Here is a 14,174-nt window from a genome sequence, read left to right as displayed (position 1 = left end):
GTCGGTGAAAATAGGGTGATGATTAATGGATAAAATTGTGGATGTCACAGGGGGAAAAGGCGGCAACGCTTTTTTAATACTGGGTGAAGAAAAAACAGCTTTAGTTGATTGTGGCATGGCATATTGCGCGTCTAATCTTATCAGCAACATTAAGCAAGTACTCAATACAAGGACGTTAAATTATATACTTATCAGTCATTCTCATTACGATCACATCGGTGCTATCCCCTATTTAAAAAAGGAATGGCCTAATAGTGAGGTGCTTGGGGCAGAATATGCCAAACAAATTTTAAATAGGCAAAATGCTTTAAACACAATTAAGAGTCTTAGTATGCAAGCTGCCGAGCTTTATGGTGCAGATGACCTAATCGAATATGATGATGCATTGCTGAAAGTAGATAACAGCATCGGTGATGGAGACATACTGGATCTAGGTGGCTTGAGCATTAAGGTGATTGAAACACAAGGTCATACAAAATGTTCATTATCATTTTTAATTAATAATGAGACTCTATTTCCGAGCGAAACGACTGGATATATGAGTAAATCCGGAAAGATTTATCCTGGCTTTATAACCAGTTGTTCTGATGCAATTGACTCCATTCATAAATGTCAGGCAACAAATCCTCGATTTATTATTTCTCCACATTTCGGTCTGGTGAATGAAAGTGATATGCTTGGTTACTGGACAAACTGTATCTCTGCCATAAAAGAAACCAAAAATTTTATTCTCCATTTGTCTGAGCAGGGATATAATGAAGAGGAAATTTTAACCGAATATGAAAAAATATTTCGTGATGAACAAAGCAGGCTGGAGCAGCCAACAAACGCCTTTAGATTGAATGCACAGGGCATGATAAAAACTGTATTAAAAGAAAAAATTTATACAAGAAACCGGCCATTCTGTTAATTTCAAGCAGCATGGCCAATTTTTTTTAGATTAATTGATTTAGACAGTAAGAGGATTCTTTGACTTACCCGGAACGATGTATTAAGCGAATAAAGGAGTTTTTATCAAAGGTTAATCCTATTCCTTAGCTGCGTGGTAATTGACTTTAAAAATAAAATTATATATCATGAATTATAGTTGCATAAATTTTACATTTATTAAATTTGCTATATTATTGGATTGGGGGGGAGAGAGTTGCGAATCAAGTTGATTGGCTGTCATTCCACTAAGAACGAAGTAGTGGAGTTGGGGCTTTCAACAAATGTCGACTGTGAGTTTCTGGACTTTTCATTACATGCCTTCCCAGAAGAATTGCGTGAAGAGATCCAGCGCAGAATTGATGACAGTCAGGCCTATGACATGATTATCCTGACCTACGGAAGGTGTTCTCATGCATTGGAGGGGCTGGTCTCCAGCGCAGTACCGATGGTGCTGCCTGTTGCCCACGATTGTGTCAGCTTATTATTAGGTTCAGACCTGCGGCGACAGCAACTTTCTGAACTTAATCCAGCGGTCTATTATTTTAGCCAGGGATGGCTGGACTATGGACGAGACCCTTATACTGAATACCTGGAATATGTAGATAAATACGGGGAGGCTGATGCTACATATCTAATCCAGACACTTTATGGCAGATATCAACAAGCTGTATTTATCCAGACCTGTGAGGGGGAAAAACTTGAACAATGCCGGCAGAAAGTAAGGCAGATAGCCGAATTCTTCGGCTGGGACGTTAGCGAGATTGTGGGGGATCTTGCCCTGTTGACTGCAGTTATTAACAGGAAACAACATCCGGATGTCATCCGGCTTGCTCCTGGCAAACCCATAGTACTAGAGGAGGGGAAATGGTATGCAGATCAAAGTAAACTCTGAAACGGTGCTTGTGTCAGAGGGGGAAAGTCTAATGGCGGCCTTGCTTCGCCATAATCTACCTGTAACTAATATCTGCAATGGGCAGGGGACTTGTGGGAAATGTAAAATAAGAATAGTAAGTGAAGCGCCGGAACCATCCGAAGTGGAATACCAAAAACTGAGTGCCGGGGAGATTGCCACTGGAATTCGCCTTGCCTGCCATGTTCAGCCCTATGAAGGAATGGCTCTGGTCTGTGGAGCGAGTGGACATGTGGACCGGAAGGAAGGACTCTTGTTTATTACAGAACAAGCAAGCAGTCAGCATTGCGGTTTACTCCAGGTACAAGTTAACCTGGATCAACCAACGCTCGCAGATGAGCGGGGCGATGGGGACCGGCTGTTTGCGAAATTGCAGGAAACCTGCTCACTTACTGACCTGACTATCGGGTTGCCGCAGTTGCAAACCTTGGCCCCTTTGATGAGACAAGAAAACTTTGCTGTTACGGCTATTTTATGGGACCGGCATATTTTGAATGTCTTACCAGGGGCAGGGAAAACTCCTGTTTACGGTGTGGCCATTGACATCGGCACAACTAACATTGCCGTTGCGCTATACGACTTGGAGACAGGTGGTCTGGTGCGGTTGGCGGCGGCGGAGAATGGTCAGACCGTTTTTGGGGCTGATGTAATTTCCCGTATTGAGTTTGCTAATCATAGCCAGAGCAATCGCGATTTACTTCGGAAAGCGGTAACCGATACCATTAATGGATTGTTGAATAAACTGTGTACTACGGCAGAAATTGACATCACCCAAATTTATAAGGTGGTTGTGGTGGGCAACACTACGATGCATCATCTGTTTCTGGGGCTTGATGTCTCCTATTTGGCTCTCTCTCCTTTTGTGTCGGTGTGTAATGCTTCTTTGGAACTCTATGCTACCGAGGTGGGGCTTGGTCTACATCCCCAGGCTAAAGTTTTTTTATTTCCCAATGTGGGTGGTTTCGTCGGTGGCGATACTCTGGGGGCAGTGCTTGGGGCAGAGGAACTTTTGGCCAATGGCCGCCATCTTTTAATTGATATCGGCACAAACTGCGAATTATATTTGCAAGACGGCTCACGGATGTGGGCTTGCTCCACTGCTGCCGGTCCCGCCTTTGAAGGGGCTGGAATTACCTATGGCATGCGGGCTCAGCCTGGGGCAATTGAACGGGTAATGATCAACGAACAGGGAGTAGCGATTTCTGTCATCGGTGGTGGAACAGCGACAGGCATATGCGGGTCCGGGCTCATTGAGGTAGTGCAGCAGATGCGACGGGCCGGTATAATCAATGAGCAGGGGGGCATTCAAGATCCTAATGATCCGGAGGTACAAGCCGAGTTGAATCCCGGACTGATAAAACATATTCGCGATGGACAGCAGGGCAGGGAGTTTGTCCTGGCCTATAACGCAAATGGCAATGATGTTGTTTTAACCCAACGTGATATCAGTCAATTACAATTGGCTAAAGGCGCGGTTTGTGCGGGTATCCGGACGTTACTGGATATTGCCGGATTGAAGGTTGGGGATCTGGACTCGGTAGTGCTGGCCGGAACCTTCGCGTCGCATCTTAATTTAGCAAGTACGGTGGACATTGGTCTTATTCCGCAGATGAGCATGCACAAACTGAAGACAGCAGGAAATGCGGCTCATGCCGGGGCAGTTAAGGCGCTGTTAGACCAGCGGGCGTTTAATAACCTGCGTCAGCGGGCGAATCATATTACTCACGTGGAATTGGGTGGCAGTGCTACGTTTAGTATGTATTTTATGGAGAGCATGTACATAGCACCATGCCAGATATAGTTTGTTTACCCCGATGCAATGTAAGACGTTTTGATGAGACTACGGATTGGGGTGAGTGAAGCCAATGATTGACAGAAATCTGGTCGACCTGCAATATCTCCAGGAAGTATTGGAGAACTTTTCTAAAGCAACCGGCCTGCATGTGGCGATTGTAAACAAAAATGGAGAGTCTTTCGGGCTGTTTGACACAGTCGAGCGTTGTGAATTTTGCCGGTATATTCGCAGTAAGCCCAGCGGGGTAGCAAAATGCCGGGCTTCTTATAAGCAAGCTACTCAGGAAGCATCCAAATGGGAGGAACCTTATTTCTTCCGCTGCCGTGCCGGCCTGGTTATCTGGGTTGTACCAATTAGCTTGCGAGGGATTTCGCTGGGGAGTATTATTTGCAGCCAAGTGTTACTGTGGAAACCTGACCGTTTTTTTTATCAGGAGCTGCGCGAATTGAACCCGGAAGTCGATGACTTTGCGGAAGTAGAAAGAAAAATAAACCAACTGGATATTATTTCCCCGGACCGTTTCCAGGCTGCGGCCGACGTTTTATATGTCACTGTCAATCAACTGATGCAACGGGACCTGCTTGTTTTGGAAAAAGTTGATACATATAAGATGCAGCAGCGGATTCGCAAAGAGTTGGAAGACCGCAAAAAGCAGCAGTTGTCGACCGCAAAAGAGGGAAATGATTATGGTGCATATCTCCAACGAGAGCGAAGCTTTCTCCGCTATATCCGGCTAGGGGATAAACCACGGGCCGAAAAAAACCTGCACACATTGCTGACCCAGCTTTTTGTTAAAGCAACCGGAGAGCAAACGACCATCAAAATGCGGATTATCGAATTGGCAGCTTTGGTTTCCCGAGCCGCTGTGGAAGGTGGCGCTGAACCTGAAGTAGTGATGGTAATGCTGCATCAATTTAATGAAAAGATCAATGAATGTCGCCAGATGGAAGAATTTTTTTTCCGCATGCAGAAGTTGGTTACCGCATTCTTGGATCAAAGCCTGTCGCTAGAGGACAAAAAACACTGCGGTTTGGTTAATGAGGCCAAAGGTTTTATCCTGGAAAACTATTCTCAGCCTATTAAAATCGACGATGTAGCGGCACAATTATTCATCAGCCCGTCTTACCTGTCACGTTTGTTCAGGCAAGAACTCAAATGTACCGTCAATGACTATATTACCCGGGTACGAGTAGAACAAGCAGTTGAGTTGATGAAAAAACCGGAGCTTAGTGTTGCCCAGGTATCTCAAGCAGTCGGTTTTCAAAGCCAAAGTTATTTTGCTAAGGTGTTTTGCAAACACATCGGTGTTGCGCCGTTGATTTATCGTAATAGCTTGTTTTAACGGGAGGGATGGCCATGATTTATGCCGAAATTACCGAAAAAGTCAAGGCCGGCGATGCAGAAGCCGTAATAGAACTTTGTTGCAAAGCTTTATCCCAGGGGTATCCGGCCCTTGCTGTTCTGGAGAAAGGGCTAATAGTCGGTATGGACAAGGTTGCCGATAAATTTAGTCACCGGAGGGTCATCGTACCTGAAGTATTAATGTCCTCTCGAGCTATGCATGCCGGCCTGACCGTCTTGGAACCGCAGCTGAAATATAAAGTAAAGCGTCAGACAACTGGCACCATTGTGATTGGTACTGTGGCCGGTGACCTGCATGACATTGGGAAAAATTTGGTGAAATTGACAGTAATGGGCACTGGTGCCCACATCGTCGATTTGGGGATTGATGTCACGCCACAAAAGTTTATCCAGGCAGTAGACAAAACAAAGGCGGAGATTCTGATGATGGCCGCATTATTGACGACTACTATGCCTGTAATGAGAAAAGTGATTAATGCTTTAGAAGATGCCGGTATGCGACAAGGAATGATTGTTGCCATCGGTGGTGCTCCGGTGGATGAAGCCTTTGCCCGTGCTATTGGTGCTGATTGCTATTTTAAATGTGCCAAGGACGCCAAAAGCTTTTTGGAACACAATTTAAATAAGATTGTACTGAGACGGAAGCTGGCCACATAAGAAGCAAACAGCCGCCCTTTAATAAGGGGCGGCTGTTTTGCTTTTTGGGGAGGTTTACTAAGCTGCTTTGTATTATTAATAATGGACTTTTAGCTGATACAGACGAATTCAACTTGTTTTTTTCTTCACAATATTGATTATGCACGGATTGCACTCAAAAGTACACAACTGTTGCGAATTTTCAAAACAGCAGTAATGATATAATGAAAACAGTTAAAGGAAATATATGGAACAGTATGGTCAGAAGGAGGTGGATACGCCGATTCCAGATGACGGAGCATATATGGACAATGGCGACTTAAGTGTGATGAATGTAGAAGAACACCATCAGAAAACAAGGGGAGGAAGAAAAATGGATCTAAATCAACTTTCACTTAATGTACAAAAAGGAAGTGCCGCAAAGGTAAAAGAAATGGTATCTGAGGCCCTGGCACAGAATGTACCGCCGACAGAAATATTAAATACCGGGTTGATTCAGGCTATGGCCGTAGTAGGAGAAAAATTCAAAAATAACGAAATGTATGTACCAGAGATGTTAATGGCAGCAAAAGCCATGAATGCAGGTATGCAAGTACTAGAACCGATTTTGACGGCTACAGGGGTCAAACCTATCGGCAAGGCTGTTATCGGTACTGTAAAAGGAGATTTGCATGATATTGGTAAAAATTTGGTACGTATGATGCTAAAAGGCGCCGGTATCGAAATGTATGATTTGGGGATTGACGTATCTGCCCAGGCGTTTTTAGATAAAGCCAAAGAGGTTGGGGCCGATATGGTTTGCCTCTCCGCCTTGCTTACTACAACAATGCCGTATATGGACAGTGTAATCAAAGAATTCGAAAAAGCCGGCGTACGGAGCCAGTTTGTATTCATGATTGGCGGGGCTCCTGTTAGCGAAACCTACGCCCGGAGCATTAATGCAGACTATTATGCTGAAGATGCTGTTGTGGCGGTTGATGTTGCCAAAAAAATACTGGCGAAAAAACAGTAATGATTTTGGGGAGGTATATCTAAATGGCTAGAACTTTTGATAAATTGGCTTATAATTCATTAAACGATTTTGTATATGGCAGCGCGCCCAATCCTGTTAAATGCAAAAACGGGATGGTTATCGGTGGCGGCGAAATCTATCCTGAGCTTAATTTTACCTTGCCACCCATGGAAGTTAATGCAGGCACCATGCCGGAAATCAAAGAAATTTATAGCGAAATGATTAATGGGGTTCTAAAACGGGCCAAAGAGTTATATGCACCCGGACTTGTGGTAGAATTCGAAATGTTGCCTGAGATGACTCTTGTACCCGAATGGGGCATCGAAATCAGCAATCTTCTCCGCAATGCCATGTCTGAGTATGAAGCCAAATATGGGCTAAAAAGCGCTCTGCGCAGCACGCCCGGCGATGTGCGGGAATTTAAGCGTCCGCCGCTTATGCGCAGCGGTGAAATTTTTGATAATCTTCTTAAGACAATTGAAGGATCTGCCAAGGGCGGGGCTGACTTTATCGCCATTGAATCAACCGGCGGCAAGGAAATCCACGATGACGCACTTGTTAATGCCGACCTGACTAAAGTTATTTTTGCCTTGGGAATTATGGGTACGCGGGATATGAAGTTCCTTTGGGAGCACATCGTACGGATTTCCAAGGAAAATGGCGCCCAGGCTGCTGGTGATACCGCTTGTGGCTTTGCCAACACCGCCATGGTCTTAGCACACAAAGGCTTTATCCCCAATGTATTTGCGGCAGTAGTACGGGTAGCAAGTGCGGCGAGAACCCTCGCTGCTTATGAAGCCGGCGCTGTTGGTCCGAATAAGGATTGTGGTTATGAAGGCGTTTATGCAAAAGCCATCGCCGGAATACCGATTGCCATGGAAGGAAAGTCGGCAGCCTGTGCTCATTTAAGCGCTGTAGGCAATATCGCCGCCGCTGTAGCCGACCTGTGGAGCAATGAATCGGTAACTAATGTTCGTCTCTTATCAGACATCGCACCTGTTGTTTCTATTGAACAGTTGATTTATGATTGCCGGCTGATGAATGTGGCCAAGCAAAAAGGCTATGGCATTACCTTCCGGGATCTACTGGCTGACTCTGATTCCAAATGGGATCCCCAGGCTTATATTCTGCGGCCTGATGTGGTCTTTGATATCAGTAAAGAACTGGTCAAAGCCAAGACTCCTTTCCTGAGAACAAAAGCCGGGGCTAAGTTAGCTATTGACGCAATCAGAAAAGCCGTGGATAACAAGGAAGTCTTTATTGCAGAACGGGAGAAAAACTGGCTGGATATTATGGATGATCAGGTGGCTGCTATTCCTGATGATGAAGAAAAATTCTGGCACGAATTAAAGGGCGAGTTAGAACTGGATAAGTTTATCCCTTCCGAGTACGATCTTGACTAACAGTTAATCGAGAAACCGGAAATCAGCGGGAGACGTATGGAGAAGGAGGACAAAAAATCACATGATAGTTGTTGGTGAGTTGATCAATTCCAGTCGCAAAGCCATCGCTGCGGCTATAGAAGCTCAGGATGTTGAACATATTCAAAAAGTGGCCAAAGACGAGTTAGCAGCCGGAGCAAATTATATTGACGTAAACGCCGGAATTTTTGTGGGAAAAGAAGCAGATTACCTCAAATGGCTGGTTAAAGTAGTGCAAGAAGCAGTAGATGCGCCCTGTTGCATTGATAGTCCTGACCCGAAATGCGTAGAGCAGGCTCTTGCGGTCCATAAGGGAACAGCGATGGTCAACTCGATCTCTTTGGAAAAAGAGCGGTATAATGCTTTACTGCCTGTTGTCGCCGGAACGGACCTCAAAGTAGTGGCATTGTGCATGAGTGATGACGGTATGCCGGAGACCACTGAGGCTAGGTTGAGAATTGCTGATAAGTTGATTAATAACTTAACAAAACACAATATACCTATAGACAACATTTACGTGGATGCTTTGGTTCAGCCAATAGCTACAAGTGACTCTTTTGGTATCGAATTTTTGGATGCTATCCAGGCCATTACAGCCAATTATCCAGGAGTACATACAATTTGTGGTCTATCCAACATTTCCTACGGGTTACCTAACCGTAAATTTATGAATCAGATGTTTGCGGTGATGGGGATTGCCAAGGGGTTGGACGGGTTGATTATTAACCCACTGGATAAAGCCATGATGGCCAGTATCGTTACGGCTGAAACACTGGCCGGACGCGATAATTTCTGTGTAAACTATCTTGAGGCCCATCGCCGGGATGCTTTTGTCTGGTAGCCATTATATTTGCAAGGGGGCTGTCTCCAACAGTGTGGGGATAGCCCCTTACTGCCGTAAGGGTACAATCCTTTATGAAGGAGGAAAATATGCGGATTTTGCTTTTTGGCGGTTTTTTAGGATCTGGCAAGACGACAACTATTCTGCAGGTAGCGAAATACCTAACAACCACTCGCCAAGAAACAGTAGCCATTGTCGAAAATGAGATCGGTGCAGCCGGGGTTGACGACAAACTTTTTTCTGACAGTGGTTTGCAAGTGAAACGGCTATTTGGCGGATGTGTATGCTGTCAAATTACCAGCGACTTGATAAGTGCTATGGATGAAATTCATGCGACCATTAAACCGGATTGGCTGATGATCGAAATGACCGGTCTGGCGTATCCCTCCAAGACGGCCAAGATGATCAAAAAATATAGTAGGGTGTACTCCGCTTTCAAAACCGTCACTATTGTCGATCGGGGACGATGGTCGGAACTTGTAGCGATGTTAAAGCCGCTTGTTATTGGACAGGTGGAAGGGAGCGATCTAATTGTGCTCAACAAAGCCGATCTTGCCGGTGATGACACCCAGAAGATTGAAAGAGATTTACGGGAAATTGACGCCAACTTGAAGGTTGTAATTACCAGCGCAGCAAAAGAGTTGCCTGTTACCATACTAGAGGAGGTCGTTTGCTGTGAATAGTGACGCAACAGTCTTTAGCCAGAACCATCGTATTGTTTTTGAGAAGTCACTTACAACCCTGGAGGTTGAAGGCTTATTACAAGACTTCATAGCATCGATTGGTAGAGCACTGTCACGTAATGAGGTTATTTTAGGACATATTAAAGTGTTAGCCAAATTGTCAGAATCAGCGCCAGAACAGTTTCTCTTTTTGTCACATACCAGCTTAACCCGGGTAGATATCACCCCCTCAAAGTGTTGGCCTAACGGAGAAGAGGTTAGCTTAAATAGTTTAGAACTGTGTGTGAACGTTCTTGTCTTTGGATACACAATGAGTGAAGTAGTAAAAGTAGTAACTGAAGCACTCGACGATCTGGGAGGGTGTGTCTATAGAACACGAAGCAAATCTCCTTATACAGCGGGCGGCAGGAAGCGGATTATATATTAATCATTTTGATCTTTATATTAAATATGACCTTACCGCAATTTTAATGTATCACACATGTTACCTGTGTTCATAAAATCGCGGTAAGGTCAACATTTATACCGATGATCGTAATAAGAACCGCCTAAATCAATATATCAAAAGACAAAATCAACATCGGATAGGCGTTGTTTTATCTCAGTAATAATTCGGCGTTCGTCTTCTAAGTCTTTGGCTTCGAAAGTGACGGAGAATCGAATATAGGATCCGGCATCATCCCAGGGAACAGTCGAAATTAGCTTTTCAGTAATAAGATATTCGGAAAAATCCTCTGCAGAATTAAATACCCGCCCAGCCCTTGTTCCTTGCGGGATGCGAACGTAGAGATAAAACGAAGCCTTGGGTTTTCTCACAGAAAAACCAATACTACTCAACGCTGCAACAAGCATGTCGTGACGACGGGAGTACTTTAAGGCCGTTTTCTCCGTTATTTCCGGGTGTTGCAGGCAGTAGACACCTGCTTTTTGGATTGCAGCAAATTGGCCTGAATCATTGTTGTCCTTTACTGCGGCAAAGCCTTTGACAACTAGCTCGTTACCGCAGATGAAGGCTAATCGCCAACCTGTCATGTTATAGGCTTTAGACAATGAGTGAATCTCTACGCCCACGTCTTTAGCTCCGTCTACTGACAAAAAGCTCAGTGGTTTTTCCCCGTCAAAAGTAAGGGATGCATAGGCTGCATCAGCGACGACGATAATTTCGTTTTCACGGGCGAATTTGACTACTTTTTCGTAGAATTCCTTAGTTGCCGTTACGCCTGTTGGGTTATTTGGATAATTAATATATAATAATTTGGCTTTACGGCGTTGTTCGGCAGTGAGTGAATCCAAGTCAGGCAGGAACGCATTTTCTTCTAGTAGTGGTAAATTTAGAACTTCGCCATACAAAGCTTTTGTCATGGTACCCATAACAGGATAACCTGGCACCGTCATGATCGTAATGTCGCCGGGGTTAATAAATGCCAGCGGCAGGAGTGCCAAAATTGGTTTGGAACCAATGCCATGGTTTACTTCAGTTATAGGATCTAAACCGGTAACTTGATATACGGACTCCATATAGCTGACGGCTGCATCCTTAAAATCCTGAATTCCGTTATCGGTATAGCCGCGATTTTCTTTTTGTTTGGCTTGATTGTATAAGATTTCAACAACCTCTGGTTCTGCCATCCAGTCAGGTTCCCCGACTCCCAAATCGATCAGGGCCATTCCAGGATTCTTTGCTATTGCGGCCCGTTTGGCTCTTTTTATTTTTTCGAACTTATACAAAACCGTATCTTTACCAAACAAATTGCCCCCAATGCGTTGAGCAAACAACTGTTGAATAAAATTGTTTACCATTTGTTTAACTCCTTTCAACTAAACTAGTAATGCCGTACTAAATCTTCTAACGTTTCTCTGCGACGGATCAGCACATCATCGCCGTGGTTTGTGATCAGAACTTCGGCAGGGCGAAGACGATTGTTGTAATTGGATGCCATGGAATAGCCGTAGGCGCCAGCATCCAGCACCCCAATAATGTCTTCTTCAAAGATTTCCGGTAGTTTTCGATCCTCGGCGATAATATCGCCACTTTCACAAATGTTTCCGACAATAGTGACTGCCTCCTGGTTGCGTGACTGCGCATTACTGCTGCGGTAGATTTCGATATCATGATAGGAATTATACAGAACCGGCCGCATGAGTACATTAAAGCCGATATCTGTCCCAATATACTTTGTTGAATAATTAGTCTTTATAGTATGGATATTTCCCAGGAGAATACCGCATTCGGCTACCAAATACCGGCCAGGTTCGACTTTAAATCGCACCTGTTTACCGTATTCATTTACCCAATCGGTGAGAACTTTGCTTAATTTTTCGCTCAAAGCAGCCAAGTCCAGGCGCGGTTCATTTTGGTATTTATGATATGGTATGCCAAACCCGCCGCCGAGGTCGACAAATTCCAGGTTCGAAAATTGCGCTGCAACGTCCAGCAGTGCTTGAACACCGCTTATATATGAATCAGTATCCATAAATAGTGATCCGATATGTTGATTAATTCCGATGAGGCGCAGATGATATTTTTTAAGAATATCCTTTACCTCTGGTATGAAAGCAGACTCGATCCCAAATTTGGTTTTTTTGCCCCCGGTGACTACTTTTTGGTGGTGCCCGGCACCAACTCCGGTATTAAACCGGGCAACGACATTGCTGTGTGGGTTGATTTTCCCATATAACTCTAATTGCGACAGCGAATCAACGCTCACCAGAATGCCCTGATTACTGGCGTATTTCATTTCCTCTGCCGAGACATTGTTGCCAATGTAAAGAATTTGTTCGGGTTTAAATCCTGCCTGCAATTGAACGTAGATTTCACCAGGTGACATAGCGTCCACACAACAGCCTTCATCGTGGATGATTTTTAATAATGCCAGATTGCTATTGGCCTTTGCCGAGTAATTTACAATAAAATCCGGACCTTTCACTAGCTTCTTGATGTCCCGGCACCGTTCCCGTAGTATTCGCTCGTTGTAAACGTATAGCGGGCTCCCATACTTTTTGATGAGATCGACCGGGTTGTGCTTACCATAGAAATTTGTTTGCTGGGTCACTTTGGCTTGAACATACTGCATAAGTTTTATACCTCCTAACGTTTTATAATATTTGTATAATACAAGTATTGATGAAAAAATTATCTGCTCTGATTATTTGACTGTTCTACTGCTGTCAGCAGCAGTTCAACTGCGCTCATTACTTCTCGTACATGACCGGGTGGGAGATGGGATATTACGTTTTTATAATAGTCACGGATGCTTTCACGTAATTTGTTGGCTTCATGCTTTCCCTTCTCGGTAAGAGCCGCTTCAACAACTCTTTTGTCATGACTAAGCCGGTTGCGTACAAGGAGTTGGTCTCGCACCAGATTGTCCATAATTCTCGTAATGGTGCTTATCTCCAAATTCATCTTGGTGCTGATTTCATTTATCGTCAATGTATCGTTCTTGAGAATCTCCAGTAGTATATAGCATTGTGAACTGGTAAATCCATGGACTTTGATTTGCTCGCGTTCAAATAGTTGGCAGATCCGTACTGTCCGTTGCAGTAATTCGCCGATGTCTTCTACGCAGCGATTGTATTTATCTATATCAATAGTGTGATCTGTCATTTATTGGATCGCCCCTTTATGTTATTTGTATCATACAAACAAATATTTGTCAATGATGTCCTTATACTAATAAGCAAATATATATGAAACTAAAATTCTGGCTCTCGTGCATTGATCTGAAAGGGTTGGAAGGAAATGGTGGATTCTTCCCGAAGTATAAAGCAAATACGATTATAATATAAGAAGGTGATTTTTCGATGAAAATGCCAGTACTGTTTGTTGGGCATGGATCCCCTATAAATATCATTGAAGACAACAGTTATACGCGTAGCCTAGCTGATTTGGGAAAAAAGCTTCCAAAGCCAGAGGCTATTGTTGTCGTTTCGGCCCATTGGCAGACCAGAGGAACCTATATTACAGGTTCTAAGGCGCCACCAACTATCTATGATTTCTATGGCTTTCCTGAAGCGTTATATCAGGCAACATACACTTGCCCTGGGTCGCCGGAAATGGCAGCCTTAGTGCAGGAAATTACGCAAAGGGAGATTCAAGTCGATAATAATCGGGGAATTGACCATGCGGCTTGGGCAGTTTTGAAACATATGTATCCGAGTGCCGATATTCCTGTCCTGGAAATAAGCCTTGATGTAAGAAAATCTCCTCGTGATCATTATGAAATGGGAAGACAACTTGCACCTTTAAGACAAGAGGGGGTTCTTATTATCGGGAGTGGTAATATTGTGCATAATCTTTCAAGGATAGATTTTTCGCAGCTATATAGTGATGTCTATTCCTGGGCTGCGGAGATTGACGGTCAAATAGCGGAGGCGCTAGTAAATCGTGACCATGCAAGCTTAATTAACTATGAAAAATTGCCTTATGCAAATATAGCTGTTCCTACCAATGAGCACTATTTGCCAATGCTTTATTCAATAGCATTACAAGAAGAAAGCGATAATTTGCATTTTACCTGCACCGACATCCAGAATGGGTCAATATCTATGCGCAGTTTTATTATTAGTGACTGAGAGTAATAG

14 protein-coding genes are annotated in these 14,174 nt (G+C 44.0%); 11 read left to right on the top strand and 3 right to left on the bottom strand.

The genetic code is table 11. The annotated features are described in order from the left end of the window. The first annotated feature begins 25 nt into the window (after window positions 1–25). The 10 genes from VN447_RS21895 to VN447_RS21850 all read left to right on the top strand — a co-directional run bounded on the left by VN447_RS21895 (window position 26) and on the right by VN447_RS21850 (window position 10,017). On the top strand, window positions 26–910 hold the full coding sequence (locus VN447_RS21895; RefSeq protein ID WP_325528350.1) for an MBL fold metallo-hydrolase: 885 nt from the start codon (window positions 26–28) through the stop codon (window positions 908–910). A 234-nt stretch (window positions 911–1,144) separates the two neighbouring features. Then, window positions 1,145–1,822 carry a DUF1638 domain-containing protein gene (locus VN447_RS21890; protein ID WP_325528348.1) on the top strand — a complete coding sequence of 226 codons (678 nt, stop codon included), beginning with the start codon at window positions 1,145–1,147 and terminating at the stop codon, window positions 1,820–1,822. Then, entirely contained in the window at window positions 1,800–3,641 is a 1,842-nt protein-coding gene (locus VN447_RS21885; protein ID WP_325528346.1) for an ASKHA domain-containing protein, read from the top strand. The genes VN447_RS21890 and VN447_RS21885 overlap by 23 nt, the downstream gene beginning before the upstream one ends. Window positions 3,642–3,705: 64 nt before the next feature. Further along, window positions 3,706–4,977 (top strand): PocR ligand-binding domain-containing protein, encoded by a 1,272-nt coding sequence (locus tag VN447_RS21880; RefSeq protein ID WP_325528344.1) that lies wholly within the window; start codon window positions 3,706–3,708, stop codon window positions 4,975–4,977. Between the two features lie 14 nt (window positions 4,978–4,991). Further along, window positions 4,992–5,654: a corrinoid protein gene (locus tag VN447_RS21875; protein ID WP_325528342.1), complete on the top strand. Its 663-nt coding sequence runs from the start codon at window positions 4,992–4,994 to the stop codon at window positions 5,652–5,654. 352 nt (window positions 5,655–6,006) lie between these two features. After that, a complete protein-coding gene (locus VN447_RS21870) occupies window positions 6,007–6,645 on the top strand; it encodes a corrinoid protein (protein WP_325528340.1) in 639 nt (212 codons plus the stop codon). A 23-nt stretch (window positions 6,646–6,668) separates the two neighbouring features. Beyond that, window positions 6,669–8,048 carry a methyltransferase MtaB domain-containing protein gene (locus VN447_RS21865; protein ID WP_325528338.1) on the top strand — a complete coding sequence of 460 codons (1,380 nt, stop codon included), beginning with the start codon at window positions 6,669–6,671 and terminating at the stop codon, window positions 8,046–8,048. A gap of 61 nt (window positions 8,049–8,109) precedes the next feature. Beyond that, window positions 8,110–8,907, top strand: a complete 798-nt coding sequence (locus tag VN447_RS21860; protein WP_325528336.1) for a methyltetrahydrofolate cobalamin methyltransferase — start codon at window positions 8,110–8,112, stop codon at window positions 8,905–8,907. Between the two features lie 89 nt (window positions 8,908–8,996). Next, a complete protein-coding gene (locus VN447_RS21855) occupies window positions 8,997–9,590 on the top strand; it encodes a GTP-binding protein (RefSeq protein WP_325528334.1) in 594 nt (197 codons plus the stop codon). Further along, window positions 9,583–10,017, top strand: a complete 435-nt coding sequence (locus VN447_RS21850) for a hypothetical protein (protein ID WP_325528332.1) — start codon at window positions 9,583–9,585, stop codon at window positions 10,015–10,017. The genes VN447_RS21855 and VN447_RS21850 overlap by 8 nt, the downstream gene beginning before the upstream one ends. Before the next feature lie 134 nt (window positions 10,018–10,151). Here the strand turns inward: VN447_RS21850 and VN447_RS21845 are convergent, their stop codons facing one another. From VN447_RS21845 to VN447_RS21835, 3 genes are read right to left on the bottom strand one after another with little or no spacing between them, the layout of a single operon-like run. Then, entirely contained in the window at window positions 10,152–11,390 is a 1,239-nt protein-coding gene (locus VN447_RS21845; protein ID WP_325528330.1) for an LL-diaminopimelate aminotransferase, read from the bottom strand. Between the two features lie 23 nt (window positions 11,391–11,413). Next, window positions 11,414–12,664, bottom strand: coding sequence for a diaminopimelate decarboxylase (lysA, locus tag VN447_RS21840; protein ID WP_325528328.1), 1,251 nt, complete (start codon window positions 12,662–12,664; stop codon window positions 11,414–11,416). A gap of 59 nt (window positions 12,665–12,723) precedes the next feature. Next, window positions 12,724–13,197 (bottom strand): MarR family winged helix-turn-helix transcriptional regulator, encoded by a 474-nt coding sequence (locus tag VN447_RS21835; RefSeq protein ID WP_325528326.1) that lies wholly within the window; start codon window positions 13,195–13,197, stop codon window positions 12,724–12,726. 197 nt (window positions 13,198–13,394) lie between these two features. Between VN447_RS21835 and ygiD the strand changes: the two genes are divergently transcribed. After that, entirely contained in the window at window positions 13,395–14,165 is a 771-nt protein-coding gene (gene ygiD / locus VN447_RS21830) for a 4,5-DOPA dioxygenase extradiol (RefSeq protein ID WP_325528325.1), read from the top strand. Window positions 14,166–14,174: the final 9 nt, after the last annotated feature.

The organism is Sporomusa sp. (genome assembly GCF_035561155.1).
Classification (GTDB): domain Bacteria; phylum Bacillota; class Negativicutes; order Sporomusales; family Sporomusaceae; genus Sporomusa.
The sequence above is the reverse complement of the archived record's forward strand: the minus strand, read 5'-3'. Positions and strand labels throughout refer to the sequence as shown.

Excerpts from the sequence above, each read along its gene's own strand:
- VN447_RS21835 (WP_325528326.1), bottom strand. The coding sequence starts at position 13,197 with ATGACAGATCACACTATTGATATAGATAAATACAATCGCTGCGTAGAA.
- VN447_RS21875 (WP_325528342.1), top strand. The coding sequence starts at position 4,992 with ATGATTTATGCCGAAATTACCGAAAAAGTCAAGGCCGGCGATGCAGAA.
- VN447_RS21870 (WP_325528340.1), top strand. The coding sequence starts at position 6,007 with ATGGATCTAAATCAACTTTCACTTAATGTACAAAAAGGAAGTGCCGCA.
- VN447_RS21880 (WP_325528344.1), top strand. The coding sequence starts at position 3,706 with ATGATTGACAGAAATCTGGTCGACCTGCAATATCTCCAGGAAGTATTG.
- VN447_RS21855 (WP_325528334.1), top strand. The coding sequence starts at position 8,997 with ATGCGGATTTTGCTTTTTGGCGGTTTTTTAGGATCTGGCAAGACGACA.
- VN447_RS21845 (WP_325528330.1), bottom strand. The coding sequence starts at position 11,390 with ATGGTAAACAATTTTATTCAACAGTTGTTTGCTCAACGCATTGGGGGC.
- lysA (WP_325528328.1), bottom strand. The coding sequence starts at position 12,664 with ATGCAGTATGTTCAAGCCAAAGTGACCCAGCAAACAAATTTCTATGGT.
- VN447_RS21895 (WP_325528350.1), top strand. The coding sequence starts at position 26 with ATGGATAAAATTGTGGATGTCACAGGGGGAAAAGGCGGCAACGCTTTT.
- VN447_RS21885 (WP_325528346.1), top strand. The coding sequence starts at position 1,800 with ATGCAGATCAAAGTAAACTCTGAAACGGTGCTTGTGTCAGAGGGGGAA.
- VN447_RS21865 (WP_325528338.1), top strand. The coding sequence starts at position 6,669 with ATGGCTAGAACTTTTGATAAATTGGCTTATAATTCATTAAACGATTTT.
- VN447_RS21860 (WP_325528336.1), top strand. The coding sequence starts at position 8,110 with ATGATAGTTGTTGGTGAGTTGATCAATTCCAGTCGCAAAGCCATCGCT.
- ygiD (WP_325528325.1), top strand. The coding sequence starts at position 13,395 with ATGAAAATGCCAGTACTGTTTGTTGGGCATGGATCCCCTATAAATATC.